23 protein-coding genes are annotated in these 23,844 nt (G+C 72.4%); 8 read left to right on the forward strand and 15 right to left on the reverse strand.

The window, feature by feature from the left end:
• Both ABZ215_RS34145 and ABZ215_RS34150 read left to right on the forward strand, forming a co-directional pair.
• The coding region (locus tag ABZ215_RS34145; protein ID WP_354954463.1) for a hypothetical protein at positions 1 to 894 on the forward strand (894 nt) is incomplete at its 5' end.
• 15 nt (positions 895 to 909) lie between these two features.
• On the forward strand, positions 910 to 3,180 hold the full coding sequence (locus tag ABZ215_RS34150; protein WP_354954465.1) for a heavy metal translocating P-type ATPase: 2,271 nt from the start codon (positions 910 to 912) through the stop codon (positions 3,178 to 3,180).
• On the opposite strand, the gene ABZ215_RS34155 is transcribed toward ABZ215_RS34150, so the two are convergent.
• The 4 genes from ABZ215_RS34155 to ABZ215_RS34170 are packed head-to-tail and all read right to left on the reverse strand — an operon-like array spanning position 3,167 to position 5,935.
• The gene (locus tag ABZ215_RS34155) at positions 3,167 to 3,289 is read right to left on the reverse strand and encodes a hypothetical protein (RefSeq protein ID WP_354954467.1); all 123 of its coding nucleotides are present in this window, start codon (positions 3,287 to 3,289) and stop codon (positions 3,167 to 3,169) included. The two genes, ABZ215_RS34150 and ABZ215_RS34155, sit on opposite strands and share 14 nt — an antisense overlap.
• Positions 3,286 to 4,071, reverse strand: a complete 786-nt coding sequence (locus ABZ215_RS34160; RefSeq protein WP_354954469.1) for a MerR family transcriptional regulator — start codon at positions 4,069 to 4,071, stop codon at positions 3,286 to 3,288. The genes ABZ215_RS34155 and ABZ215_RS34160 overlap by 4 nt, the downstream gene beginning before the upstream one ends.
• 33 nt (positions 4,072 to 4,104) lie before the next feature.
• Entirely contained in the window at positions 4,105 to 5,271 is a 1,167-nt protein-coding gene (locus ABZ215_RS34165; RefSeq protein WP_354954471.1) for a serine hydrolase domain-containing protein, read from the reverse strand.
• 46 nt (positions 5,272 to 5,317) lie between these two features.
• Positions 5,318 to 5,935 carry a TetR/AcrR family transcriptional regulator gene (locus tag ABZ215_RS34170; RefSeq protein ID WP_354710971.1) on the reverse strand — a complete coding sequence of 206 codons (618 nt, stop codon included), beginning with the start codon at positions 5,933 to 5,935 and terminating at the stop codon, positions 5,318 to 5,320.
• A gap of 83 nt (positions 5,936 to 6,018) precedes the next feature.
• Here ABZ215_RS34170 and ABZ215_RS34175 point away from each other — a divergent pair, with 83 nt between their 5' ends.
• Together ABZ215_RS34175 and ABZ215_RS34180 are read left to right on the forward strand one after the other, a co-directional pair.
• Positions 6,019 to 7,377: a cytochrome P450 gene (locus tag ABZ215_RS34175; RefSeq protein WP_354954473.1), complete on the forward strand. Its 1,359-nt coding sequence runs from the start codon at positions 6,019 to 6,021 to the stop codon at positions 7,375 to 7,377.
• A 2-nt stretch (positions 7,378 to 7,379) separates the two neighbouring features.
• Positions 7,380 to 8,219, forward strand: a complete 840-nt coding sequence (locus ABZ215_RS34180; protein WP_354954475.1) for an SDR family oxidoreductase — start codon at positions 7,380 to 7,382, stop codon at positions 8,217 to 8,219.
• A 374-nt stretch (positions 8,220 to 8,593) separates the two neighbouring features.
• On the opposite strand, the gene ABZ215_RS34185 is transcribed toward ABZ215_RS34180, so the two are convergent.
• Both ABZ215_RS34185 and ABZ215_RS34190 read right to left on the reverse strand, forming a co-directional pair.
• Positions 8,594 to 9,235, reverse strand: a complete 642-nt coding sequence (locus ABZ215_RS34185; protein ID WP_354954477.1) for a class I SAM-dependent methyltransferase — start codon at positions 9,233 to 9,235, stop codon at positions 8,594 to 8,596.
• Positions 9,236 to 9,297: 62 nt separating this feature from the next.
• Positions 9,298 to 9,732, reverse strand: coding sequence for an Lrp/AsnC family transcriptional regulator (locus tag ABZ215_RS34190; RefSeq protein WP_354954479.1), 435 nt, complete (start codon positions 9,730 to 9,732; stop codon positions 9,298 to 9,300).
• Positions 9,733 to 9,865: 133 nt separating this feature from the next.
• Here ABZ215_RS34190 and pdhA point away from each other — a divergent pair, with 133 nt between their 5' ends.
• Genes pdhA through ABZ215_RS34205 form a run of 3 tightly spaced genes read left to right on the forward strand, consistent with a single transcriptional unit; the run spans position 9,866 to position 13,214 of the window.
• On the forward strand, positions 9,866 to 10,954 hold the full coding sequence (pdhA, locus tag ABZ215_RS34195; protein ID WP_354954481.1) for a pyruvate dehydrogenase (acetyl-transferring) E1 component subunit alpha: 1,089 nt from the start codon (positions 9,866 to 9,868) through the stop codon (positions 10,952 to 10,954).
• Positions 10,954 to 11,955 (forward strand): alpha-ketoacid dehydrogenase subunit beta, encoded by a 1,002-nt coding sequence (locus tag ABZ215_RS34200; RefSeq protein WP_020421685.1) that lies wholly within the window; start codon positions 10,954 to 10,956, stop codon positions 11,953 to 11,955. Before pdhA ends, ABZ215_RS34200 begins: the two co-directional genes overlap by 1 nt.
• Positions 11,952 to 13,214: a dihydrolipoamide acetyltransferase family protein gene (locus tag ABZ215_RS34205; RefSeq protein ID WP_354954483.1), complete on the forward strand. Its 1,263-nt coding sequence runs from the start codon at positions 11,952 to 11,954 to the stop codon at positions 13,212 to 13,214. Before ABZ215_RS34200 ends, ABZ215_RS34205 begins: the two co-directional genes overlap by 4 nt.
• A 9-nt stretch (positions 13,215 to 13,223) precedes the next feature.
• On the opposite strand, the gene ABZ215_RS34210 is transcribed toward ABZ215_RS34205, so the two are convergent.
• From ABZ215_RS34210 to ABZ215_RS34235, 6 genes are read right to left on the reverse strand one after another with little or no spacing between them, the layout of a single operon-like run.
• On the reverse strand, positions 13,224 to 14,030 hold the full coding sequence (locus ABZ215_RS34210; RefSeq protein WP_354954485.1) for an alpha/beta hydrolase: 807 nt from the start codon (positions 14,028 to 14,030) through the stop codon (positions 13,224 to 13,226).
• The gene (locus tag ABZ215_RS34215; RefSeq protein ID WP_354954487.1) at positions 14,027 to 14,215 is read right to left on the reverse strand and encodes a hypothetical protein; all 189 of its coding nucleotides are present in this window, start codon (positions 14,213 to 14,215) and stop codon (positions 14,027 to 14,029) included. The genes ABZ215_RS34210 and ABZ215_RS34215 overlap by 4 nt, the downstream gene beginning before the upstream one ends.
• Complete coding sequence (locus ABZ215_RS34220) at positions 14,205 to 14,531, reverse strand: DUF4387 domain-containing protein (RefSeq protein WP_020421689.1); 327 nt, start codon at positions 14,529 to 14,531, stop codon at positions 14,205 to 14,207. Before ABZ215_RS34220 ends, ABZ215_RS34215 begins: the two co-directional genes overlap by 11 nt.
• Complete coding sequence (locus ABZ215_RS34225) at positions 14,524 to 15,906, reverse strand: acyclic terpene utilization AtuA family protein (RefSeq protein ID WP_354954489.1); 1,383 nt, start codon at positions 15,904 to 15,906, stop codon at positions 14,524 to 14,526. Before ABZ215_RS34225 ends, ABZ215_RS34220 begins: the two co-directional genes overlap by 8 nt.
• 5 nt (positions 15,907 to 15,911) lie before the next feature.
• On the reverse strand, positions 15,912 to 16,883 hold the full coding sequence (locus ABZ215_RS34230; protein WP_354954491.1) for a phosphoglycerate dehydrogenase: 972 nt from the start codon (positions 16,881 to 16,883) through the stop codon (positions 15,912 to 15,914).
• A gap of 23 nt (positions 16,884 to 16,906) precedes the next feature.
• Complete coding sequence (locus ABZ215_RS34235) at positions 16,907 to 18,178, reverse strand: MFS transporter (protein ID WP_020421692.1); 1,272 nt, start codon at positions 18,176 to 18,178, stop codon at positions 16,907 to 16,909.
• 112 nt (positions 18,179 to 18,290) lie between these two features.
• Here ABZ215_RS34235 and ABZ215_RS34240 point away from each other — a divergent pair, with 112 nt between their 5' ends.
• Complete coding sequence (locus ABZ215_RS34240; protein WP_020421693.1) at positions 18,291 to 19,028, forward strand: GntR family transcriptional regulator; 738 nt, start codon at positions 18,291 to 18,293, stop codon at positions 19,026 to 19,028.
• Positions 19,029 to 19,038: 10 nt separating this feature from the next.
• On the opposite strand, the gene ABZ215_RS34245 is transcribed toward ABZ215_RS34240, so the two are convergent.
• The 3 genes from ABZ215_RS34245 to ABZ215_RS34255 are packed head-to-tail and all read right to left on the reverse strand — an operon-like array spanning position 19,039 to position 23,824.
• Positions 19,039 to 21,105, reverse strand: coding sequence for a hydantoinase/oxoprolinase family protein (locus tag ABZ215_RS34245; protein WP_354954493.1), 2,067 nt, complete (start codon positions 21,103 to 21,105; stop codon positions 19,039 to 19,041).
• Complete coding sequence (locus ABZ215_RS34250) at positions 21,102 to 22,739, reverse strand: hydantoinase B/oxoprolinase family protein (RefSeq protein ID WP_020421695.1); 1,638 nt, start codon at positions 22,737 to 22,739, stop codon at positions 21,102 to 21,104. The genes ABZ215_RS34245 and ABZ215_RS34250 overlap by 4 nt, the downstream gene beginning before the upstream one ends.
• Positions 22,736 to 23,824, reverse strand: a complete 1,089-nt coding sequence (locus ABZ215_RS34255) for a tartrate dehydrogenase (protein ID WP_354954495.1) — start codon at positions 23,822 to 23,824, stop codon at positions 22,736 to 22,738. The genes ABZ215_RS34250 and ABZ215_RS34255 overlap by 4 nt, the downstream gene beginning before the upstream one ends.
• Between the last annotated feature and the right edge of the window lie 20 nt (positions 23,825 to 23,844).

Raw genomic sequence — 23,844 nt, forward strand, 5'->3', positions numbered from 1 at the left:
GCCGGAGGCGGCTGGGCGATCGGCACCGCTGTCGGTCCCGTCACCAGCGAAGCTGGCACGCGTGGCGCCGAGGACGCCACGCACGGGGACAGCCACAGCGGCACTGTCGCGGAGACCACGCAACCCGACCAGCCCGCGGGGCTGGCGTCGTCCAGGGGCGGTTACACCCTCACGCCCACCCGCACGACGCTCACCACCGGGACCACCGAGGAGTTCTCCTTCCGGATCACCGGACCGGACGGCAACGCGGTCACCGCGTTCGACGTCGAGCACGAGAAGCGCATGCACCTCATCGTGGTGCGCCGCGACACCGCCGGGTTCCAGCACATCCACCCGGAGATGGCCGGCGACGGCACCTGGACCGTGCCGCTGGCCGTCGCCGACGCCGGCAGCTACCGCGCCTTCGCCGACTTCAAGCCCACCGGCGGCCAGGCCACCACCCTGGGCGTCGACCTGGCGGCGGCGGGCGACTTCCAGCCGGCCCACCACCCGGCGACACGCGCGGCGCGGGTGGACGGCTACGAGGTCCGGCTCGACGGCGAACTGACCCCGGGACGCACGTCGAAGGTGACGGCCACCGTCACCAAGGACGGCCACGACGTCACCGACCTGCAGCCCTACCTCGGCGCCTACGGGCACCTGGTGGCGCTGCGCGAAGGCGACCTCGCCTACCTGCACGTCCACCCGGACGGCAGCCCGGGCGACGGGACGACGAAGCCGGGGCCGGGCGTCACCTTCCACGCCGAAGTCCCCTCCGCCGGCACCTACCGGCTCTTCCTCGACTTCCAGCACGCGGGCCAGGTCCGCACGGCCGAGTTCACCGTGCCGACCGCGGGCAGCGCGCCCACCGCACCGCCCGCCACCGGCGACGGCCACAGCCACAGCCACGGCTGATCGAGGAGAACCACGATGACTTCGGATGTGCGGAACCGCCCGCAGGCCGCCCAAGACGTCGAACTGGCGATCGGCGGCATGACCTGCGCCTCGTGCGCGATGCGGATCGAACGCAAGCTCAACAAGCTCGACGGCGTCACCGCGACCGTCAACTACGCGACCGAGAAGGCGAAGGTCAGTTTCCCCGCCGGCCTCGACCCGGCCACCCTGGTTGACCAGGTCGAGGCGGCGGGCTACACGGCGACCCTGCCGCGGCCGGAACCCGCGGAGCCGGACACCGCCGAGGAGGACCCGTCGCGGCCGCTGCGGCAGCGGCTGATCGGCTCGCTGGCGCTGTCGGTGCCGGTGGTCGTGCTGGCGATGGTCCCGGCGCTGCAGTTCACCTACTGGCAGTGGATCTCGCTCACGCTCGCCGCACCGGTGATCGTCTGGGGCGCATGGCCGTTCCACCGCGCCGCGTGGGCGAACCTGCGCCACGGCGCGGCCACGATGGACACGCTGATCTCGATGGGCACGCTCGCCGCGTTCGCCTGGTCGCTCTACGCGCTGCTGTTCGGCAGCGCCGGCGTGCCCGGCATGACGCACCCGTTCGAGCTGACCATCCAGCGGATCAGCGGGGACGGCAACATCTACCTCGAGGTCGCGGCCGGGGTGACCACGTTCATCCTCGCCGGCCGCTACTTCGAGGCCCGCTCGAAGCGGCGGGCCGGGGCCGCGTTGCGGGCGCTGCTCGAACTCGGTGCCAAGGAGGTGGCGGTGCTGCGCGGCGGCCGGGAGGAGCGGATCCCGGTCGAGCAGCTGGCCGTGGGCGACCGCTTCGTGGTCCGGCCCGGCGAGAAGATCGCCACCGACGGCGTCGTCGAAGACGGCAGCTCCGCGGTCGACGCGAGCATGCTCACCGGCGAGTCCGTGCCGGTCGAGGTCGGGCCGGGCGACGCGGTCACCGGCGCGACCGTGAACTCCGGCGGCAGGCTGGTCGTGCGGGCGACGCGGGTCGGCGCGGACACGCAGCTCGCGCAGATGGCGAAACTGGTCGAGGAAGCGCAGACCGGCAAGGCGGCCGTGCAACGGCTGGCCGACCGGGTCTCGGCGGTGTTCGTGCCGATCGTCATCGCACTCGCGGCCGGCACCCTGGCGTTCTGGCTCGGCGCGGGCGGCACGGTGTCCGCCGCGTTCACCGCGGCGGTGGCGGTGCTGATCATCGCCTGCCCGTGCGCGCTGGGCCTGGCCACGCCGACCGCGCTGCTGGTCGGCACCGGGCGGGGCGCCCAGCTGGGCATCCTGATCAAGGGCCCGGAGGTGCTGGAGTCCACCCGCCGCGTCGACACGATCGTGCTGGACAAGACCGGCACGGTCACCACCGGCAAGATGGCGCTGACCGGCGTGCACGTGGCCGACGGTGTCGACGCCGACGAGGTGCTGCGGCTGGCGGGCGCTCTGGAGAACGCCTCCGAGCACCCCATCGCGCAGGCGATCGCCGCCGGGGCCCGGGAACGGGTCGGCGAGCTGCCCGCCGTCGAAGGCTTCACCAACGTCGAAGGCCTTGGCGTGCAAGGGATCGTCGACGGCAAGGCCGTGCTCGTCGGCCGCACCGCGCTACTGGCCGACTGGAGCCAGCACCTCTCCCCCGGGCTCGCCGAGGCCAAGGCCGCGGCCGAGCAGCGCGGCGGCACGGCGGTCGCGGTCGGCTGGGACGGGCGGGCGCGGGCGGTGCTGGTGGTCGCCGACACCGTCAAACCCACCTCCGCCGAGGCGATCCGGCAGCTGCGCGGGCTCGGGCTCACCCCGATCCTGCTCACCGGCGACAACCGGGCCGCGGCCGAGGCGGTCGCCGCGGAGGTCGGGATCGACACGGTGATCGCCGAGGTCCTGCCCGCCGACAAGGTCGACGTGGTCAAGCGGCTGCAGGACGAGGGCAAGGTCGTGGCGATGGTCGGCGACGGGGTCAACGACGCCGCCGCGCTCGCCCAGGCCGACCTCGGCCTGGCGATGGGCACCGGCACCGACGTCGCGATCGAGGCGAGCGACCTGACCCTGGTGCGCGGCGACCTGCGGGTGGCGGCCGACGCGATCCGGTTGTCCCGGCGGACCCTGCGCACGATCAAGGGCAACCTGTTCTGGGCCTTCGCCTACAACGTGGCGGCCCTGCCGCTGGCCGCCGCCGGCCTGCTCAACCCGATGATCGCGGGCGCCGCGATGGCGTTCAGCTCGGTCTTCGTGGTCAGCAACAGCCTGCGGCTGCGTGGTTTCCGCGGCGCACAGCGGGAACCGGTCACGGCCGGCTGACGGTGACGAGGGCGCGGCCCGCGCACGCCGGCCGCGGCTTCAGCCGTCGAGCGGCCAGCGCGGGCTCGAACAGGGCGTGCGGCGAGTAGACGGCGGGCGGCGCCGTCACTGGTGCGGAATGGGCACGCCCCTGTCACGCAGTTTGGCCTCGACGAGCGCGTTCAGCCGGGCCCAGGTCCGCTGGTCTTCGCGGTGGTGGTTGATCAGCCCGTACCGGGTGGCGGCGTCGGGCGAGGGCTGGAAGCCCGCCGGCACCGCCGTCAGCCGCTCGGGGTCGGCCAGCAGGTTGTCGGCCAGCGCGGACGCCAGCTCGTCGATCCGCGGGTCGTCCGGGTGCCAGGACCGCGCGTCCCAGCCGCGTTTGGTCAGATCGACGAACGCGGGGTCGTCGAGCCGGTGTTCGAGCTGGGTCAGGAAGACGTCGAAGAACTCCGGCGCCAGTGCCCTCGCCAGCACCATGGCTTCCCGCTGGCCGGCCACGTAGTCGGGATCGAAGCCGAGACCGGCGAGCCGGTCCAGGACCGCGACGGCGCGGCCGGGCAGCAGGAGCCGGTCGCCGTCGGCGAACTGCCGCAGCCTGTCGCGCCGGGCGATCAGGTCGGCGATCCGCTCGGTGAGGCGCCGCTCGACGTCGACGAGCGCGGCGGCGAACTGCTCGGCGTCGGCGTCGAGCAGCGGCCCGACCTCGGCCAGTGGCACCCCGGCGGCGGCCAGGGTCCGGACCTGGACCAGCCGCAGCAGGTCGGCCGATCCGTACCGCCGGTAGCCGGACCTGTCGCGCCGTGGTTCGTCGAGCAGCCCGTGCTGGTGGTAGTGCCGCACGGTCTTCACCGTGACCCCGGCGAACGCCGCCGCCTGGCCGATCGTGACGCCGTTGGTCGAGGAAGCCATGCGACGAGTGTCCAGCCTGCCCCCGGGTCAAGGTCAACCCGCGCAGAACACCTCCCCGAGGAGCTTGTCCAACGCCTTCGGGTACTCCACGGCCACATCGACGTCGGCATCCCCGAGGGTGATGGAGGCGGTCAGGGTCTTGCTGCCGTCGGGTGTGCTGTACATCAACGCCCCGTAGCCGATGGTGCTGCCGTTGTGCCGCAGGACCGGGACCCCGCAGGTGGTCTGCTCCACGTACAGCCCGAGGCCGTAGCCGCTCTTCGGGTGCGGCGTGCGCATCTCGGCCAGCAGCGGCGCCGGGAGGAGCTTGCCGCTCATGAGCGCGGAGAAGAACGTCTGGAGGTCCCGGGTGGTCGAGATCATGTCCCCGGCGCCGAAGATCAGGGAGGGGTTCTGGCGGGTGACGTCGACCGTCTTCCACTGGCCGGCGTCCTGGTAGCGGTAGTACGCGTGGGCGTGCGGCCCGGGAATGCCCGTCCGGGCTCCCGGGACCACGGTGTCCCGCAGCCCGAGCGGCCGCAGGATCCGCCGCTGCATTTCCTCGGCGTGCGAGTGGCCGGTGACCTGCTCGATCAGCAGTGCGGCCAGCGTGTAGCCGGTGTTGGAGTAGTTCCAGTCCGTCCCCGGCGCGAACAGCGCCGGCTTGGACAACGCGAACCGCACCAGCTCCTCCGGCTGGTAGGTGTGGAACCGGTTGTCCACCCATTCCTGGCCGGTCGAGGGGAGCCCCGGCAGGACCGTCCCGTCGTAGTAGTCGCCGGTGTGGTTGAACACCCCGCTGGTGTGCTGCAGCAGCATCCGCACCGTGATCCGCCGGTCCAGACCGAACCGCGGCAGGTGATCGGCCGCCGGGTCGTCCAGTCCGACCTTGCCCTCGGCCACCAGTTGCAGCACCACTGTCGCGACGAAGGTCTTGGTGTTGCTGCCGATCCGGAACCGCCCGTTCGCCGGCGGCTTCGCGCTCTCGCCCAGCTTGCGCACCCCGGCGGTGCCGACCCACTCGCCCCGCTGATCGTGCACGCGCGCCTGCATCCCGGCGAAACCGGCGTCGACGAACCCTTGGATGGCTTCCTGCAGCGCCGGGCGGTCCTGCTGGGCGGCGGCCACTCCGGGTGTGGCCGCTCCGGCCAGCAGTGTGACCGCCAGCGCGGTGACCGCCACTCGCCGGGAAGCCTGTGCGGAAGTGATGTTGTTCCTCATGGGGCCAGGCTCCGGCCTGCCCCAGGGGCGGGGTCAAGGACGATCTTCAGGCGCGCATGCCGGTGACGAACCAGCGCGTGGCCACGTCGATGATGTCCTCCACCGGCGTGTCCATCTCCCCGCCGAGCCAGGTGGCGAGCAGTTCGGCGAGCCCGCCGACGAGCATCAGCGCGTTGAGCTCGTCCCGCGGCGCCGGCACCGCCTCGTCGCCGAACAGCGCGCGGGCCTGCGTCACGACGAGCCCGGCGAACATGCGCAGCAGCTCGTGGCGGCGGCTGCGCAGGGCGGGCAGCGCCGACGATTCGAGGATCGCCGCCCGGCCCTTGCGGGGGTCGTCGGTGAGGAGGCGGACGAACGCCTCGATCGCGACCCGCGCCCGCTCCGCCGCGTCGCCGTCGGTCGCGCGCAGGGTCGACAGCACGGTTTCCCGCACCTCGTCGGCCATCCGGTCGACCACGGCGATCAGCAGATCGTCCCGCCGGGTGAAGTTCTCGTAGAAGTACCGCTCGGTCAGGCCGGCCCGCACGCAGATCGCGGTCATCGTGGCCTGGTCGGTGCCGACCGTGCCCATCAGGTCCAACGCGGCGTCGATCAGCTTCCGGCGCCGCTGCGCCTTGCGGTCCTCGGCACTGATCCCGCGGTAGGGGCGCGCGGCGGATGACATGGAGCGAATCTTGACAGAGCCGCCTGTCGAAATCCACACTGGCCGAATCTGACAGAGCGTCCTGTCAGTTGGTGGAGGTGTCGATGAACGACCTGCTCACTCCGGTACCGCCGCCCGGCACGTTGCTGCCGGTGCGCGGCGACAGCGGCATTCCCGTCCTCGGCCACACGCTCCGCTACATCCGTGATCCGCTCGCGATGTGGACCGACCGGTACCGGCGCTACGGACCGGTTTCGTGGTTCAGTTCCTTCGGGCGGCGCAACGTCGCCCTGCTCGGCCCGGACGCCACCGAGGCCGGCCTCGCCAACCGCGACCGGGCCTTCGCCAACGGGCCTGCGTGGCGGCAGCTCATCGGGCCGTTCTTCGACCGCGGCCTGATGCTGCTCGACTTCGACGAGCACTTGCGGCACCGCCGGCTGATGCAGGAGGCGTTCACCCGCGACCGGCTGACGCGGTACGCGGCGGCGCTCGACACCGCCGTCGCGGAACGGCTCGGCGAGTGGGCGCCGCGGACCAGCTTCCGCGCCTACCCGGCGCTGAAAACCCTCACCCTCGACCTCGCCACCGCGATCTTCATGGGCGGAGCCGAAGGCGCCACCGCGGCCAGGATGAACCAGGTCAACCGGGCGTTCATCGACAGCGTGCAGGCAGCCACCGCACTCGTCCGGGTGCCGGTTCCGGGCGGGCGCTGGTGGCGCGGACTGCGGGGACGCCGCGACCTCGAACAGTTCCTGCGCGGCTACCTGCCCGCCCGGCGCGCCGGCGACGGGGACGACCTGTTCTCCGTGCTGTGCCGGGTGGAAAGCGACGGCGAGCGGTTCAGCGACGACGACGTCGTCAACCACATGATCTTCCTGCTGATGGCGGCGCACGACACCTCCACCATCACGCTGTCCACCATGCTGCAGTACCTCGGGCAGCACCCGCGGTGGCAGCAGCGGTGCCGCGAGGAATCCCTCGCGGTGGGCGCCTCCGTGGGCTTCGGCGACCTGGACCGGCTCACGTCGCTGGACCTGGTCATGAAGGAGTGCCTGCGCCTGGTCGCCCCGCTGCCCACGATGGTGCGCCACACGGTGACCGACACCGAGGTCCTGGGACACTTCATCCCGGCGGGCACCACCGTGGCAATGTCCCCGCACCTCAACCACCACCTGCCGGAGTACTGGCCCGAGCCAGGCCGGTTCGACCCCGGCCGCTTCTCCCCCGAGCGGCGCGAGGACAAGGTGCACCGCTACGCCTGGGTGCCCTTCGGCGGCGGGGTCCACAAGTGCCTGGGCATGCACTTCTCCGGGGTCGAAATCAAGATCGTCCTGCACCACCTGCTGCACCGTTTCGAGTGGACGGTCGACCCGGATTACCGGGCGCCGCTGGACTACACCTGCCTGCCCTACCCCAAGGACGGACAGCCGATCGACCTGCGCCACCGGCGCGCGGAAGGATGACCATGGCCAGGAAGACCATCGATCTGCGCGGCAAGGTCGTCGCGATCACCGGCGGCGCCCGCGGCATCGGGCTGGCCACCGCCACCCGGCTGACCCGCCTCGGCGCGACGGTCGCCATCGGCGACATCGACGAACCCCGGGTGAAGGCCGCGGGCGAGGACCTCGGGCTGACCGTGCACAGCCGGCTCGACGTCACCGATCCCCGGTCCTTCGAGGAGTTCCTCGACCGGGTCGAACGCGAACTCGGACCGCTCGACGTCCTGGTCAACAACGCCGGCATCATGCCGGTCGGGCAACTGACCGACGAACCCGACGAGGTCACCCGGCGCATCCTGGACATCAACGTCTTCGGCGTGATCGTGGGCAGCCGCCTCGCCGCGCGGCGCATGGCGCCCCGGCGGCGCGGGCACGTCATCAACATCGCTTCGCTGGCCGGGGAAACCTTCCTGCCGGGGCTGGCCACCTACAGCGGGAGCAAGGCCGCGGTGGTCGGGTTCACCGAATCGGCACGCCGCGAACTGCGGCGATCCGGAGTCTGCTTCTCCGCGGTCCTGCCGACCTTCACCGACACCGAACTGTCCGCGGGCACACCCGGCACCCGCGGCATGCGCAACGCCGCCCCCGAGGACATCGCCGAAGCGATCGCCGCCCTGATCACCAAGCCACGGCCGGAAGTCCGCGTCACCCGCGCGGCCGGCCTGATGTCGGCGAGCCAGCGCTACCTCCCCCGCCGCGTCAACGACGCCGTCTTCCGGCTCGGCGGCATGTACGAGGCGTTCACATCCAAAGTGGACACCGAACACCGCCGCGCCTACGAAGAACGCGCCCGCGCCACGCGCTGAACGAGTGAAGCGGACGGCACTGACCGGCTGCCACTCGATTCCGGCAGCCGGTCAGTTGACGTCGAACTCGTTTCCTTCGGGATCCTTCATCCCGACCGCGTAGTGGTCGAGCCCGTCCTGCCGCAGGACGCAGGTGATGGTGGCGCCCAGGCCCACCATGCGCGTCCCAGGTGTCGAAACCGGCCGGGGGCGGCGCGAGTTCTTAGGGCGGCAGCCCAGAAGCGCGTCTGGCGGTCGGGACCGGCACAGTCGATCACGAGCTGGTAGCGAACGGACATCGCGTTTCCTTCCTTGCGCCGTGCTCTGACTCAGCCGAGGAAATGGCACGGCGCTTCACCGGCCCGCAGTTCACCGCGACAGCCTGGCCGGAGCGGTCAGGCGTGGTTGCGCGCGAAGATCACGGCTCCCGGGACGTCCTCGTCCGGCCTGAGGACCAGTTCGGCCTCGATCGTGAATCCCGCGTCACGAAGCCAGCCCCTGACCCTGCTCGGCGGACGATGGTGACTGTCCACATTGATCGGACGACCGGTATAACCTTCGGACGTGTGCCGAGTCTCGTCACCGACATGGAAGCCGACCAGCAACACTCCCTGTGGTCGCAGCACCCGACGGAACTCATCGCACACGCCCGGCATGGCGTCGTCCGGCACGTGGATCACCGACCAGAACGCGACTATGCCGGCGACCGAGTCGTCCGCCAGATCGAGGCCGGTCATCGTGCCGACCTCGAAGCGGAGGTCTGGATGGTCGCGCCGCGCGATGGCGATCATCTCTGGCGAGAGATCGATGCCGAACACGTCCATCCCGGCCTCGTGCAGATAGCCGGTGACGTATCCGGTCCCGCAGCCGACATCGGCCACCGGCCCGCCGCCGGCACCCTGTGCCAGCTCGGCGAACAACGTCAGGCTCGCGCGCAGATACGGCATCTCGTCGAGCAGCCCGCGTACCTTCTCGGCGTATCCGGAGGCGTCGGTGTCGTACGACGAGCGAGTATCGGAAAGCCAGTCGCCGGTCATGGGTGGCACAGTAGCCCGATATCGCGACGCCCTGCCCCGTAACGACGACGCACCCGCAGGAGTCAGTTCGCCGAGTCCTCGAAGATCAGGAACGTGCGGGTGCCGAGCACCTCGGGTATGGCCTGCAGCTGCTCGAGCACGACGCGGCGCAGCGCGTCGTTGTCCGCGGCGCGCACCACCAGCATCACGTCGAACTCACCGCCGGTCAGGGCCATGTGCCGGACCTCCGGGATGGTGCGCAGCCGCTCCTTGAGGTCCCGCCAGCCGTTCTGCCGCACGGTGAGGCTCACGTACGCCGAGGTGGTCAACCCGATCTTCACCGGGTCCACGGTGGCGGTGAAGCCGGTGATGACGCCCCGCGTCGTGAGGCGTTCCAGGCGGGCGTAGGCGTTCGCGCGCGAGATCCGCACCCGCTCGGCGAGGGCGCGCACCGACAGCCGCCCGTCCGCGCGCAGCTCGGCGACGATCCGTCGGTCGACGTCGTCCAGGGTGTCCATCCGTCTCACTTCCCGGCGCCGAGACCGCCGTCCCGGAGAGAACCGATTCGATTCCGCGCCCCGGGGCGGCCGATTGTCTCGACTCTTCTCGTAGTTCTGGTCAAACTGCACACGATGACGGCACCATCCTGTCATGTCGTCCATCGCCAGCACAGGAGTTCCGGACGCGGCAGCCGCCCCGGTCCGGCTGATCGACGAGCGCGGCACGCACGTCGGCGAGCACCCGTTGCCGCCCGTCGCCGAGCTCGTCGCCGGGTACCGCGGGCTGCTGCTGGCCCGCCGCCTCAACGAGCAGGCCGGCGCGCTGGTCCGGCAGGGACGGCTCGCGGTGTACCCGTCCTCGCGCGGCCAGGAGGCCTGCCAGGTCGCCTGCGCCCAGGTGCTCGCCGAGGGCGACTGGCTGTTCCCGACCTACCGCGACACCGCGGCGGTCGCCGCCCGCGGCGTGGACCCGGTCGAGGTGCTGAGCATGCTGCGCGGCGACTGGCACTGCGGCTACGACCCGGTGGCCCACCGCGTGGCCCCGCAGGCCACCCCGCTCGCGACCCAGCTGCTGCACGCCGTCGGCGTCGCGCACGCGGCCCGGCTCAAGGGCGAGGACACCGTGGTGATGGCGCTGTGCGGGGACGGCGCGACCAGCGAGGGCGACTTCCACGAGGCCTGCAACTTCGCCGCCGTCTTCCGCGCGCCGGTGGTGTTCTTCGTGCAGAACAACAAGTACGCGATCTCCGTGCCGCTGGCCCGCCAGTCGGTGGCGCCGTCCCTGGCGGCCAAGGCGGTCGGCTACGGCATGCCCGGCGTCCTGGTCGACGGCAACGACTTCGCCGCCCTCAGCGTGGTGCTCGGCGAGGCGGTCGCCCGGGCACGCGCCGGTGGCGGGCCGACGCTCGTCGAAGCCGACACCTACCGCATGGACGCCCACACCAACGCCGACGACGCCGCCCGGTACCGCACCGAGGACGAGGTCGCCGGGTGGGTGCAACGCGACCCGCTGACCCGCCTGCGCACGCACCTGGCGGAGACCGGTGCCCTCGGCGAGGAACGCGAGGCCGAATTCGCCGCCGCGGCCGAGGAGATGGCCGCGCACGTGCGAGCCGGGCTCGGGGCCGAGACCCCGGTGGACCCGGAAGAGCTGTTCGCCCACGTCTACGCGACCCCCACCCCGCAACTGGCCGAGCAGCGCGCCGCCCTGCGCGCCGAGCTCGAGTTCGAGGAGGCCTGATGCCGGCGACCAAGATGACCATGGCCCAGGCGATCAACACCGCCCTGCGCGACGCCATGACCGCCGACGACCGGGTCGTCGTCTTCGGCGAGGACGTCGGGCAGCTTGGCGGCGTGTTCCGGGTGACCGACGGGCTGCACCGCGACTTCGGCGAGGCACGCTGCTTCGACACGCCGCTCGCCGAATCCGGCATCGTCGGCCTCGCCGTCGGGATGGCGATGAACGGGATGCGCCCGGTCGTGGAGATGCAGTTCGACGCGTTCGCCTACCCCGCGTTCGAGCAGATCGCCAGCCACGTCGCCAAGCTGGGCAACCGCACCCGCGGCCGCGTGCGGCTGCCCATGGTCATCCGCATCCCCTACGCCGGCGGCATCGGCGGGGTCGAGCACCACTGCGACTCCTCCGAGGCCTACTACGCCCACACCCCCGGCCTGACCGTGGTCACCCCGGCCACCAACGCCGACGCCTACGGCCTGCTGCGCGCGTCGATCGACAGCCCCGACCCGGTGGTGTTCCTCGAACCGAAGAAGCGCTACTTCGCCAAGGAAGAGGTCGACGTCGCCGAGGCCGTCCCGCCGATCGGGCGGGCGGTCGTGCGCAAGCCCGGCCGGGACGCCACCCTGATCGCCTACGGCCCGTCGGTGCCCGTCGCGCTCGCCGCGGCCGAGCAGGCCGCCACCGAGGGCCGCGACCTGGGCGTGGTCGACCTGCGGTCGATCGTCCCGTTCGACGACGACACCGTCTGCGCCGAGGTCCGCCGGACCGGGCGCGCCGTCGTGATCGCCGAGGCGCCCGGTTTCGCGTCCGTGGCCTCGGAGATCGCCGCCCGGGTGACCGAACGCTGCTTCCACCACCTGGAGGCCCCGGTGCGCCGGGTGACCGGGTTCGACGTGCCCTACCCGGCGCCGAAGCTGGAACACCACTTCCTGCCCGGCACCGACCGGATCCTCGACGCCGTCGACACCCTGCAGTGGCAGGACTCCTGGGAGGTCACCGCGTGAGCGTGCAGGTCTTCACCCTTCCCGACCTCGGCGAGGGTCTCACCGAAGCCGAACTCGTGCGCTGGCTGGTCAAGGTCGGCGACCCGGTCGCCGTCGACGCGCCGGTCGCCGAGGTCGAAACGGCCAAGGCCGCGGTCGAGGTGCCCTCCCCGTACGCGGGCGTGGTCGCCGCGCTGCACGGCGAGGAGGGCGCCACCCTCGCCGTCGGCGAGCCACTGATCTCGGTGGCTCCGAGCGCGGAGGCCCGCGCCGCAGACACCTATGTGGAGGAAGAGCGAGCCGGGTCCGGCAACGTCCTGATCGGCTACGGCACCAGTGACGCCGCGCCGTCACGACGCAGGCGCCGTCCGGCGAAAGCCGGGCCGTCGCCCCGGCGCGACGGGGACCGGCCGGCCGTGGTGTCGCCGATCGTCCGCCAGCTCGCCCGCCGCACCGGCGTCGATCTGGAAGCGCTCACCGGCAGCGGGCCGAACGGCCTGATCACCCGCCGGGACGTGGAGGCGGCAGCGGGCGCCCCGGCCGCCGCGGAAGAGCAGGCGGCAGGCGATGTGGACCGCCGGACCGGGCTGCCGATCCGCACCCGGGTGCCGCTGAAGGGCCTGCGCAAGGCGGTCGCCGAAACTCTCAGCCGCAGCCGCGCGGAGATCCCGGAGGCCACCACATGGGTGGACGTCGACGCGACAGCCCTGCTCGACCTGCGGGCCCAGCTCGCGGAAACCGGGCAGGCGCCGGGCATCCTCGCCATGGTCGCCCGCTTCGTGATCGCCGGCCTGGCCCGGTTCCCCGAGCTCAACGCCCGCGTGGACACCGAGCGCGGCGAGATCACCCACCTCGACGGCGTCAACCTCGGCCTGGCCGCGCAGACCGATCGCGGGCTCGTCGTCCCGGCGATCGCCGGCGCCCACCGGCTCGGCATGCGCGGCCTGGACGCCGAGATCCGCAGGCTCACCGCGGCGGCCCGCGCGGGCACCGCCACCGCGGCCGAGCTCAGCTCCAGCTCGTTCACGCTCAACAACTACGGGGTGCTCGGCGTCGACGGCAGCGCGGCGATCATCAACCACCCGGAGGTCGCCATCCTCGGGATAGGCCGCATCATCCCGCGGCCGTGGGTCGTCGGCGGTGAGGTCGTCGCCCGGCAGATCGTGCAGCTGTCCCTGGTGTTCGACCACCGGGTGTGCGACGGCGGCACCGCGGGCGGGTTCCTCCGCTACGTCGCCGACGCGATCGAATCCCCGACCTCGGCGATGGCCGACCTGTGAGCGGCGCCCTCAGCCGGTCAGCAGGTCGTCGAAGAACGCGGTGATCGACGGTTGCGTCCCGGCGGCGCTGTGGCCCACCCCGGGCACCTCGGCCGTCCGCACCGCGGCACCGTGCTCTCGCAGGCTCGCCGCGAGGCGGGCCAGCTCGGCGGGGCGGCTGCGGCCGGGTTCACCCATCGCGGCCAGGTCGGCGCATCCGTCGTCGTCGGCGCCGATGACCAGCAGCACCGGCACCCGCGCGATCGCGGCCGGGTCCACAGTGGACCCGAATCGATCGCGGGTGTCGGCGGTGCCATGCGGCCAGGCGCGCGTGGGGTCGAGCACGGTCACGCTGCCCGGCGCGCTCACGGCGACGGCCTCGACCCGCTCCGGGTGGAGGTAGAGGAACCGGTGGGCGAACTGACCACCGCCGGAGTGCCCGCACAGCATCACCGTGTCCACCCGCGCGTTCCACCGCTCCCGGACCTGGTCCAGGATGTCCAGCAGCACCAGGTCGAACCGGATGCCGAAGGCGTCGAGGGTCTTGTAGTTGTGCACGTCGTCGGGATCGTCGATGCCGGCCGGGAACAGGGGCGTCACGACGATGACGTCGTGCCGGTCGGCGAACGGGATCAGCCCTTCCCGCAAGGCGCCGACGTTGCGCCCGGTGCCGTGCACGGCCACCAGCACCGGCATCCGCGCCTCGGGCGTCCAGGTCCGCGGCACGTAGGCGCAGTAGCTGCAGCGCGGCTCGGTGGGCGCGGCGAAGAACGGGGTGCGGCCGGTCAGCAGCCGGCGGCCGGGGTGCGCGGCGGGCAGGTCTTCGACGCGGATCACGGTTTCTCCCTTGCGGACGGTTGGCCGAGGACGAGGGCTCGGGTGAGCGAGGTGACGGTCGGGGCCGCATCGATGTGCCAGATCGTGCCGAGCACAGTGGAATGTCCCGGCGGAAGGACCCGCGCCAGCCGCCGGGCCGCCCGGCTGCGCTCGGCGTGGCAGGCGCCGAGGTCGTCAGCGATCATCGCGCCCGACCGGCATGCGGGCCAGCGGGACGTGGTGCTGGCCCGCGTGCATGTCGCGGTCCCGCAGCGAGCCCTGGCTGACCGGGCGCGGGAAGGAGATCTTCACGACGTTCAGCGAGGGGATGCGGAAGATCTGGACGGTGCTCTCCTCGACGCGGTACAGCTGCGCGATCACCCGCTCGTTGAGGAACGACTCGTCGGCGGCGATCCGGTAGCCCTCGGCGTCGCGCAGGAACACCTCCATGGTCACCCAGAACGGGCCGGCGTTCTTGGACCGGACCTCGTGAGCCAGGTCGGCGAGAGTGGTGTCAGGCACGGGTGTTCTCCCCCAGTTCGATGCGGAACAGGCTCAGCGGGTCGTCGCAGTCGACGACGTGGTTGAGCACGAACTCGTAGGCCGCGCCGCGCTCGACCTCGGCGGGCGAGGACGCGAACGCGAAGCTGGGCAGGTAGTCCATCCCGGGCGCGGGCAGGTGCAGCATCAACGGGTTGGCCACCTTCGCCACGGCCGTGGCGGTGGTCTGGTCGGGCGCGTTGACCAGCAGCATCACCCCCACCTCGCGCGGCGGCCCGCTCTCCGGCTCGAGGTCGTCCAGCACCGCGTTGTGCCCGTAGAGGCGCAGGTCGAAGGCGTACTCGCCGTCCGCCAGCCCGAGCGTCTGGCCGACCCGCTGCCGGATCACCGTGCGCATCAGCTCCGCCCAGGCGTCGATGTCGGCCAGGACCAGCGGGTCCCGGATCGCGGCGAACGACATGGTCTCGTAGCCGGTGACCCGGGCGCCCTCCAGCTTGATCGTGTACTGGCCGGCGACGTGGAACTTCGACCCCTCCACCCGGACGATCCGGTCGTCGAGCGCGGTGTAGCGGGCGTCCCGGACGTCGAGGGTGCCGTCGGGTTCGCGCATCTCGAACGGGTTCACCGTCTCGTACAGCATGTGGGCGGCCACCGTGATCGGCGTGCACGACACCGTCGGATCCAGCGGCTCGATGGTGAAGCCGTCGGCGTCGATGGTGGCCAGCACCCCGCCCGCGCGCGGGTTGGTGGTGCACTGCCCGCCGCACTCGACGATCTTGGCGGCGTGCCAGGTTGGTCCGGCCGGCATGCCCATCATGAGCGGGTAGGCGGCCGCCACGGCGGTGTCGGTGGCGCGGCCGGCGAGCACGACCTGGGCGCCCGCCCGCAGCGCCGCCACGATCGGCTCGTGTCCCATCGCGCCGACGATGTGGGTGCAGCTTTCCAGGGTTTCGGCCCGCAGCTCTCCCAGCGGCGGCAACGGGTGGACCCGGCCCGCGTTGAGGTGTTCCTTCAGATCGGCCGGATTCTGCTCGCTGTAGATCTTCGCGACCGGCAGGTCCAGGCCTTCCTCCGCCATCACCTCGGCGGCGATGCCGGCGACCCAGTCCACCCCGCGGTCGGTGCCGCTGGTGCCGCACGAGCCCACGATCACGGGAATGCCCGCGTCCGCGGCGGCGGTGAACAGGCTGCGCAGATCGCGGGCCACCGCCTTGGCCGTCGTCTTGGCCGTCGCCGACCCCAGGTAGTGGGGGCCGGAATCCGTTGATCCGCCGTCGATGCTGATCACGTCGGCGCCGAGCGCGATGCCGCGCTCGATCGTGGCGTGATCCCAGCCCGCGCCGAGCATGCCGCTCGGTGTCAGGACGCGGACGGACTTCACCGGTTCGTTGCCCATGCTCCTCATTTCTTTCCTTCGGTGATCAGGGCGGCGTTCACGGCGAACCGCGGCCGGCCCTGCAGCGCTGCCACGAGTTCCTCGGCCCCCTCGCGCCCCGCGGCGGCCCGCGCCTGCGCGGTCTGCCCGGCCAGGTGGGAGTAGACGACGATGCCGTCGACGTCGCGCAGCGGGCTGTCCGGCGGCAGCGGCTCCTCGGTCGCGACGTCGAGCGCGGCGCCCGCGATGTCCCCGGCGCGCACGGCCTTCGCGAGCGCGTCCTCGTCGACGATCGGCCCGCGGGCGGTGTTGACCAGCAGCGCCGTGGGCTTCATCCGCCGGAAGGCCTTTTCCCCCAGCAGACCGCGGGTTCGTTCCGTGAGCGAGGTGTGCACCGAGACGTAGTCGGCGACGGCGAGGAGCTCGGGCAGCTCCACGAACCGCACCGCGGGGTCGGTCCGCAGCCGGTCGGGCACGGCGGTGGTGCACACGACGGTCATGCCGAAGGCGCGGGCCAGCGGAACCACGGCGCGTGCGGACGCCCCGTACCCGATGAGGCCGAGGGTCGCGCCGCGCAGCTCGTGCCCGTCCTCGCGCGGCCAGCCACCGCGCGCCACGCCGGACGCGGACTGCACGAGACGCCGCGCCCCGGCGAGCAGCAGTCCCATCGTGTACTCGGCCACGGCGTTGGCGTTGATCCCGGGCAGGTTGCTCACGCTGATGCCGAGCCGGGCCGCGGCGTCCACGTCGATCGAGTCGTAGCCCACGCCGGTGCGCACGACGACCCGCAGCCGCGGCGCCCGCGCGAGGACGTCGGCCGTCATCGGCTCGTTGGCCACCAGCGCGGCGTCGACCCCGGCGAGCGCCTCCGCGAGCCGCGCGGGATCCCGCTTGCCGGTCATCGGCAGGTGCTCGGTCTCCAGCCCGGCGCGGCGCAGGAACTGGTCGACCTCGTCGCCGGGACGGAGGTAGTCCGTGGTGATCAGGACGCGGAGCACGGTTTCCTCTTTCTCCAGAGTGATCAGACGGCGCGGCCGGTCGCGGAACGCCGCTGCAGCGCCCAGACGCGGGCGACCGCCAGCACGGACACGAGGGCGACGACCGCGACGTCGAGCAGCATCAGCGGCCAGCCGGTGAGGTCGACCATGCCGCCGACCAGCGCCGGGCCGAGGAACCCGCCACCGGCCCAGCCGACGGTGTAGAGACCGGTGTAGGTCCCGACCACCCGGTCGGACGGCGCGAGGTTCCACAGGACCACCACCGCGTTGACCAGGAACGCGGAGGCGCCCGCGGAAGCCACGCACAGCGCGACGACCGTGCCGGTGGGCGTCTGGACGACGGTGCCGAGCACCATGGCGGCCGCGAACACCGTCATCCCGGCGATCATCACGCGCAGCCGGCCGAAGCGTTCGGCGAGCATCGCCACCGGGTAGGCGGCCAGGATGAAGGCCACCCCGCTGGGCAGGGTCAGCCCGCCCGCGTCGCCGCGGGACAGGTGCAGCGCCTCCATCCCGTAGGAGGTGACGAGTGAGCGCGAGGCGGCCCAGGCGCCGCCGAACAGGAAGATCGACACGATGATCAGCAGCCGGCTGCGGTCGCGGTCCTTCACGATGTCGGGCACGATGTCGCGCACACGCACCTTGGCCGCCGCCTCCTCGTGTCCCGCGCGGTCCTCTTCCAGCGCCGCGAGGTAGGCCGGGGACCGGCTGTCCCGCACCTTCGCCGCCAGCACGGCCACGGAGACCACCATCAGCACCGCGGGGATCGCGAACGACAGGTTCGGGTGCTCGTCGACCAGGAAGATGCTGATCAGCGCCGCGACGATCACCGTGATGCTCGCGGCGATCTTGACGACCGCGTTGGCCCGGCTGCGGCGCGCGGGGCTGATGAAGTCCGGGAGCAGGGATTCGGCGATGGGCTTGAACGAGTTCGCCACCAGCGCGTAGCTGAACATCGCCAGGATCAGCAGCGGCAGCGAGCCCGCGGTGAACGGGATGGCGACGAACAGCAGGGCCGCGACCGGCATCCCGACGACGAGGTACGGGATGCGCCTGCCCCACGAGGTCCGCGTGTTGTCGGACCGGTTGCCCATCCAGGGCTGGACGAAGATGCCGAGCAGGTTGTCCATGCCCATCAGCAGGCCGATCAGCGCGGCGCTGCCGAGGTGCGCGCCGAGCAGCGGCGGGACCTGCGACTCGTAGAGGTTCCACGTCGACTCCTGCGCGAACACCGCCAGGGCCACGAAGAACGTGATCCGCCGACCGGTTCCCGTGCGCCGCGTAGCCAGCGTCATCGCCACCACCTTCCCTGTCGCCACGGCCTTGTGGCGAGCCCGACGGTACGTTGCTATAGCAAGATGGTCAATAGTTGCAAATGATCGGTGCGATGGCAGATAGGGTGATCACATGGCGGGTGAGAAGCTGACGGGCCTGACGAGCGACACGCTGTCCGACCGCGCGTACCGCGCGATCCGCGACGCGGTCACGACCGGCGAGCTCCGCCCGGGGCAGAAGGTGACCGAGCGCGGGCTGGCCGAGCGCCTGTCGGTCAGCCCGACCCCGGTGCGCGAGGCGATCCGCCGGCTCGAACAGGACGGCCTGCTGGAACGGACCGGGCCCCGCACCGTCAAGGTCGCCGAGGTCGCCAACGCCGCGGTGCAGGACCTCGCCGAGGTCGAGGTCGCGCTGCGCGGGATGGTCGCCCGCTTCGCGGCGCGCCACGCGACCGAGGAGCAGCTGGACCGGCTCGATGCCATCCTCGACGACGCCGACGACCTGCTGATCGTCATCCAGCAGCGGCACCAGGCCGGGGAGGACATCTCCCGACAGCTGGGCCGGCTGCTCGACACCATGCAGCGGTTCAACGAGGTCGTCGAATCCTGCGCGGGCAACCCGGTGCTCGTGCGCCTGCTCGACCAGACCCGGGTGTTCTCCTGGGCGGAGCGGCGGACCAAGCTGATCGACCGCATCAACCAGGACGACACGTTCGGGCTGGACCGCTACTCCAGCCACCGCGCGCTCGTGCGGGCGCTGCGGGCCCGCGACTCGGCCGCCGCGGAGGCCCTCGTGATCGAGGACGCCCGCGGCGGTCTCGGCGACCTGCTCGCCGGCGCCCCGGCGACGATGCCCGCGGCACAGCACTGACGCCCGCAGATCACGGGCCGACGTCGACGAGGAGCGTCAGATCGGCGTCCACCCGGATGCGGCACTCCGGCCCGAAGCAACACGACGACTCGCGCTCCTCGAACACCGCGGGCCCGGCGATCTCCGTGCCCGGCCGCAGGCGGTACCGGTCCCAGACGCCCGCCCGCAGCCGGCCGTGCCCGGGAATCCACACCTCGCGCTCCCCGCGGCGAGCCTCACCCGGGACCGGGTCGCAGCGCAGCACCACGTCGTGCCCGGGCAGCCGCGCCGACAGCCGCCAGTTGACGACCTCCACCGGGCCGTCCAGGCAGCGCCCGAACGTCGCGCGGTAGGTCTCCTCGAAATCGCGATGCAGGCGTCCGGCGTCGATCCGGGTGAGATCCGCCCCGGGCAGCCCGACCTCGATGTCGAACCCCTGCCCCACGTACCGCATGTCCGCCGACCGCCGGAAGCGGACCAGCTCCGGGTGTTCCGGGCGCAGCACCGCGGTGGCGTGCGCGGACATCTCGTCGTAGAGGCCGTCGACCCGGCCCCACTCAACCTCGGCCAGAGGCGAAGGCAGGCTGCGCACCTGGTCCACCGTGGGCGCGGCGACGAGGAACCCGTAGGCGGACATGACGCCGGCCCGCATCGGCACGATGATCCGCCCGATCTTCAGCTGCTTGGCCAGGCCGTAGGCGTGCACCGGGCCCGCCCCGCCGAACGCGATGAGCGCGAACCCGGCCGGGTCCCGGCCGTGCTCGGACAGGTGCATCCGCGCCGCGGCGGCCATGCTCGCCGTGGCCACCTCGACGATGCCGGCCGCCGCGCCGGTCCGGTCGAGACCCAGCGGCCCGGCCACGTCCCGGTCCACCGCCTTGCCGGCCTCGGCGGTGCGCAACCGCATCTCCCCGCCGAGGAAGGTGGCCGGGTCGAGGTAGCCGAGCAGGAGATCGGCGTCGGTGACCGTCGGGTGCTCGCCGCCCCGGCCGTAGGCCACGGGCCCCGGCACGGACCCGGCGCTGCGCGGCCCGACCTTGAGCAGCCCCAGCGGGTCCGGGGCGGCGATCGACCCGCCACCCGAGCCGATCTCGATCATGTCGGCGACGGTCAGCCGGACCGGCAGTCCCGAACCCGGCTTGAACTTGTCGACCCGCCCGGCCTCGAAATCGTGCTTGCGGCGCACCCGGCCGCCGCTGACGATCGCGATCTTGGCCGTCGTGCCGCCCATGTCGAACGACAGCGCGTCCGGTTCACCGAGCCGGCGGGCCACGGCCGCGGCGGCGATCGCGCCCGCCGCCGGCCCGGATTCCAGCAGGCGGACGGGAAACTCCTTCGCGTCGTCGAGCGTCGTGACCCCGCCGCCGGAGAGCATGATGTGCAGCGGCGCGTCGACGCCCATCGCCAGCAGGTCGTCCCGCAGCGCGTCGAGGTAGCGCGCCATCAGCGGTTGCACGTAGGCGTTGAGGCAGGCCGTGCTCGCCCGCTCGTACTCGCCGATCACCGGCGCGACCGCGCTGGACAGGGTGACCGGCAGGTCCGGGTGGGCGCGCGCGAGCAGCTCCCGGACCCGCCGTTCGTGCTTGTCGTCGCGGTAGGAGTGCAGCAGCGCCACCGCCACCGCCTCGACCCCCTGCGCGCGGAACTCCCGCACCCGCGCGAGCACCTCGTCCTCGTCCAGCGGCTCCAGCTCGGCGCCGTCGGCCGCGATGCGGCCCGCCACCCCGCGGCTCAGGTGCCGCGGGACCAGCGGACGAGCCGGGCGGGCGTGCAGGTCGGTGGTGTCGAACCGGATCTCCCGGCCCATCTCCAGGGTGTCGCGGAAACCGCGGGTGGTGAGCAGCCCGACGACGGCGCCGGTGCGTTCCAGCAGCGTGTTGGTCACCAGCGTGGTGCCGTGCACCACCCCGGCCACGTCACCGGCCGGGGTGCCGGTCTCGGCCAGCAGGCGGGCGATGCCCACGGTGATCGCCTCGTTGGGCGCGTGCGGGGTGGTGGGCAGTTTGCCGGGCCACGTCAGGTCGCGCGCCGGGTCGTGCAGGAGCAGGTCGGTGAACGTCCCGCCGACGTCCACGCCGATCCGGGCCGTGCGGCTCATCGACGGGTCTCCTCTCGCGCGTCGGCGGTGGTGTAGCCGCCGAGTTCGTCGGCTTCGGCCAGGTGCGGCTCGCGGTCCTCCGGCGGGCCGAACCCGCCGCCGCCCGGGAACGAGATGAGCACCGACGCGCCGGGGGCCAGCTGGGACACCGACTTCAGCGGCACGCGTTCCCCGGTGTCCAGCACCGCGTGCGCGGTCGCGCCCGGCTCCCCGCCGGCGAGCCCGAGGGCCGGGTGCCGCTCGCGGTCGCCGAGCAGCACCATCTGCACCGGCCGGCGGGTCGGGTTGTGCACCTCGATGTCCTGTCCCAGCCCGCCGCGGCGCCGTCCCCGGCCACCCGAGCCCGCGCGCAGCTCCTTGCGTACGAACCGCAGCGGGGACGTCGCTTCGAGCGCCTCGACGCTGCCGCTGCCGGAGTTGGTCGGGAAGGCGGTCGTGGACAGGCCGTCCTTGTCCTGCGAGGCGCCCATGCCGGCGTTGGCGAACAGCATCTGCGCGAAGGGACGGCCGTCGTCGTCGACACCGGCGAACCGGACGCGCAGGGCGGGCGCGCCCCCGCTGTCGGCGACGACCCGGTCCGGCAGCACCGGCGCGAGCGCCTGATAGATCGCGCACGAGAGCAGGTGGCCGGTCAGGTGGCGCGCGACGACGGGCGCGGGGAACGTGGGGTTGACGATCGTGCCCTCGGGTGCCGTCACGCTGATCGCCCGGTAGGAGCCCCAGTTCGTGCGGGTGGCCGGGTCGAGGAGGATCTTCAGCGGGTACACCGAGTAGGCGCGGGTGTAGTTCAGGGTCGAGTTGGTCGAGAACGGCACCTGGGCCGAGGTCCCGGTGTAGTCGATGGCGATCCGGTCCCCGCTCACGGTGAGGGCGCATTCGATGTGCGTCGGGTGCCCCTCGACGCCGTCGGCGTCCACGCCCGCCCGGTACACGCCGTCCGGCAGCTCACGGATGGCCGTCCGCAGCGCGGTGTCGGCCAGCGCGTGCACCTCGGCGGCGAACCGCTCGAAGTCCGGTTCATCGAAGTCGGCGAGGAACTCCTGAGCGCGCCGACGGCACACCGCGTGCGCGGCGGCCTGGGCTTCGAGGTCGCCCCACAACGCGCCGGGCAGCCGCACGTTGGCGAGCAGCAGGTCCTTGACCCCCTGCTCGACGCGGCCGGCCCGGAACAGCCGCAGCGGCGGGATCAGGATGCCCTCCGAGATCAGCTCGGTGGCGCCCATCGTCGGTGTGCCGCCGATGTCGGGGGAATGCGCGGCGGTGCCGGCGAAACCGACGAGCGCGCCCCGGTGGAAGATCGGGGTGATCATGGCGATGTCGGGCAGGTGCCCGGTCGCGATCCACGGGTCGTTCGTGATGACGCAGTCGCCGTCCTGCCAGTCCCCGGCCGGGAACCGGTCCAGGACCAGCCCGGTCAGGGAGCTCATGAGGGCCGCGAAACCGGGGATCCCGGCGCGCGACTCCGCCATGGTGCGCCCGCGGCGGTCCATCACCACGACGGTGTAGTCGTTGGACTCGCGGATGATGGTGGAGAACGCCGTGCGCAGCATGGTGGAGGCTGCCTCGTCGGTCGCGGCGGCCAGCCGGTCCCAGCGGACCTCCAGGCCGACCGGATCGGTGACCGGCCGGGTCATGACATCACCGCCGCTGTGATCTCGTCGGCGATCGCCGCGCCGAGTTTCTCGGTCGTCCCGGAGCCGCCCAGATCGGGAGTGCGCACCTCCGGCCGCTCGTCGAGCACGGTCTCGATCGCGGCGACGACCTGCGCTGCCGCGTCCGGCTCCCCCAGGTGGTCGAGCATCATCGCGCCGCTCCAGATCTGCCCGACCGGGTTGGCGATCCCGCGCCCCGCGATGTCCGGGGCCGAGCCGTGCACCGGCTCGAACAGGCTGGGCCAGGTGCGGTCGGGGTTGATGTTGGCGCTGGGCGCGATGCCGATCGTCCCGGCGCACGCCGGGCCGAGGTCGGACAGGATGTCGCCGAACAGGTTGCTGGCGACCACGACGTCGTAGTCCTGGGGCCGCAGGACGAACTTGGCGGTGAGGATGTCGATGTGGTCGGAGTCCGCGGTCACGTCCGGGTACCGCCCGGCCATCGCGGCCGCGCGCTCGTCCCAGTAGGGCATGGTGATGGAGATGCCGTTGCTCTTGGTCGCCCACGTCAGGTGCTTGCGCGGGCGCGCGGCGGCCAGGTCGAACGCGTACCGCAGCACCCGGTCCACCCCGGTCCGGGTCATCACGGTCTCCTGCACCACCGTTTCGCGGTCGGTGCCCTCGAAGATCCGTCCGCCGATGCTGGAGTACTCGCCCTCGGTGTTCTCACGGACCACGACGAAGTCGATGTCGCCCGGTCCGTGGTCCCGCAGCGGGCTGCGCACCCCGCGCAGCAGCCGGACGGGGCGGAGGTTCACGTACTGGTCGAACCCGCGCCGGAACCGCAGGAGGCTCCCCCACAGCGACACGTGGTCGGGCACGACGTCGGGCCAGCCCACGGCGCCGAAGAAGATCGCGTCGAAGCCGCCGAGCACTTCCCGCCAGTCCGGCGACAGCATTTCGCCGTGGCGCACCCAGTAATCGGCGTTGGCGAAATCGAACTCGGTGACGTCGAGGCCGAAGCCGTGGGCGCGGGCGGCGGCGCGCAGGCACCGCAGGCCCTCGGGCACGACCTCACGTCCGATGCCATCCCCCGGGATGACGGCGATGCGGTAACGGTGGGACACGGCAGGCTCCTTGTGCTCGG

This window comes from Amycolatopsis sp. NPDC006131, from assembly GCF_040614175.1.
In the GTDB taxonomy this organism is placed as follows: Bacteria; Actinomycetota; Actinomycetes; order Mycobacteriales; family Pseudonocardiaceae; genus Amycolatopsis_E; species Amycolatopsis_E tucumanensis.

What these genes read in the sequence shown, in the direction of transcription:
- ABZ215_RS34225 (WP_354954489.1), bottom strand. Translation starts at nt 15,906, where the DNA reads ATGGGCAACGAACCGGTGAAGTCCGTCCGCGTCCTGACACCGAGCGGC.
- ABZ215_RS34250 (WP_020421695.1), bottom strand. Translation starts at nt 22,739, where the DNA reads ATGACCCGGCCGGTCACCGATCCGGTCGGCCTGGAGGTCCGCTGGGAC.
- ABZ215_RS34185 (WP_354954477.1), bottom strand. Translation starts at nt 9,235, where the DNA reads ATGACCGGCGACTGGCTTTCCGATACTCGCTCGTCGTACGACACCGAC.
- ABZ215_RS34235 (WP_020421692.1), bottom strand. Translation starts at nt 18,178, where the DNA reads ATGACGCTGGCTACGCGGCGCACGGGAACCGGTCGGCGGATCACGTTC.
- pdhA (WP_354954481.1), top strand. Translation starts at nt 9,866, where the DNA reads ATGTCGTCCATCGCCAGCACAGGAGTTCCGGACGCGGCAGCCGCCCCG.
- ABZ215_RS34150 (WP_354954465.1), top strand. Translation starts at nt 910, where the DNA reads ATGACTTCGGATGTGCGGAACCGCCCGCAGGCCGCCCAAGACGTCGAA.
- ABZ215_RS34245 (WP_354954493.1), bottom strand. Translation starts at nt 21,105, where the DNA reads ATGAGCCGCACGGCCCGGATCGGCGTGGACGTCGGCGGGACGTTCACC.
- ABZ215_RS34180 (WP_354954475.1), top strand. Translation starts at nt 7,380, where the DNA reads ATGGCCAGGAAGACCATCGATCTGCGCGGCAAGGTCGTCGCGATCACC.
- ABZ215_RS34215 (WP_354954487.1), bottom strand. Translation starts at nt 14,215, where the DNA reads ATGATCGCTGACGACCTCGGCGCCTGCCACGCCGAGCGCAGCCGGGCG.
- ABZ215_RS34175 (WP_354954473.1), top strand. Translation starts at nt 6,019, where the DNA reads ATGAACGACCTGCTCACTCCGGTACCGCCGCCCGGCACGTTGCTGCCG.
- ABZ215_RS34160 (WP_354954469.1), bottom strand. Translation starts at nt 4,071, where the DNA reads ATGGCTTCCTCGACCAACGGCGTCACGATCGGCCAGGCGGCGGCGTTC.
- ABZ215_RS34170 (WP_354710971.1), bottom strand. Translation starts at nt 5,935, where the DNA reads ATGTCATCCGCCGCGCGCCCCTACCGCGGGATCAGTGCCGAGGACCGC.
- ABZ215_RS34200 (WP_020421685.1), top strand. Translation starts at nt 10,954, where the DNA reads ATGCCGGCGACCAAGATGACCATGGCCCAGGCGATCAACACCGCCCTG.
- ABZ215_RS34165 (WP_354954471.1), bottom strand. Translation starts at nt 5,271, where the DNA reads ATGAGGAACAACATCACTTCCGCACAGGCTTCCCGGCGAGTGGCGGTC.
- ABZ215_RS34240 (WP_020421693.1), top strand. Translation starts at nt 18,291, where the DNA reads ATGGCGGGTGAGAAGCTGACGGGCCTGACGAGCGACACGCTGTCCGAC.
- ABZ215_RS34190 (WP_354954479.1), bottom strand. Translation starts at nt 9,732, where the DNA reads ATGGACACCCTGGACGACGTCGACCGACGGATCGTCGCCGAGCTGCGC.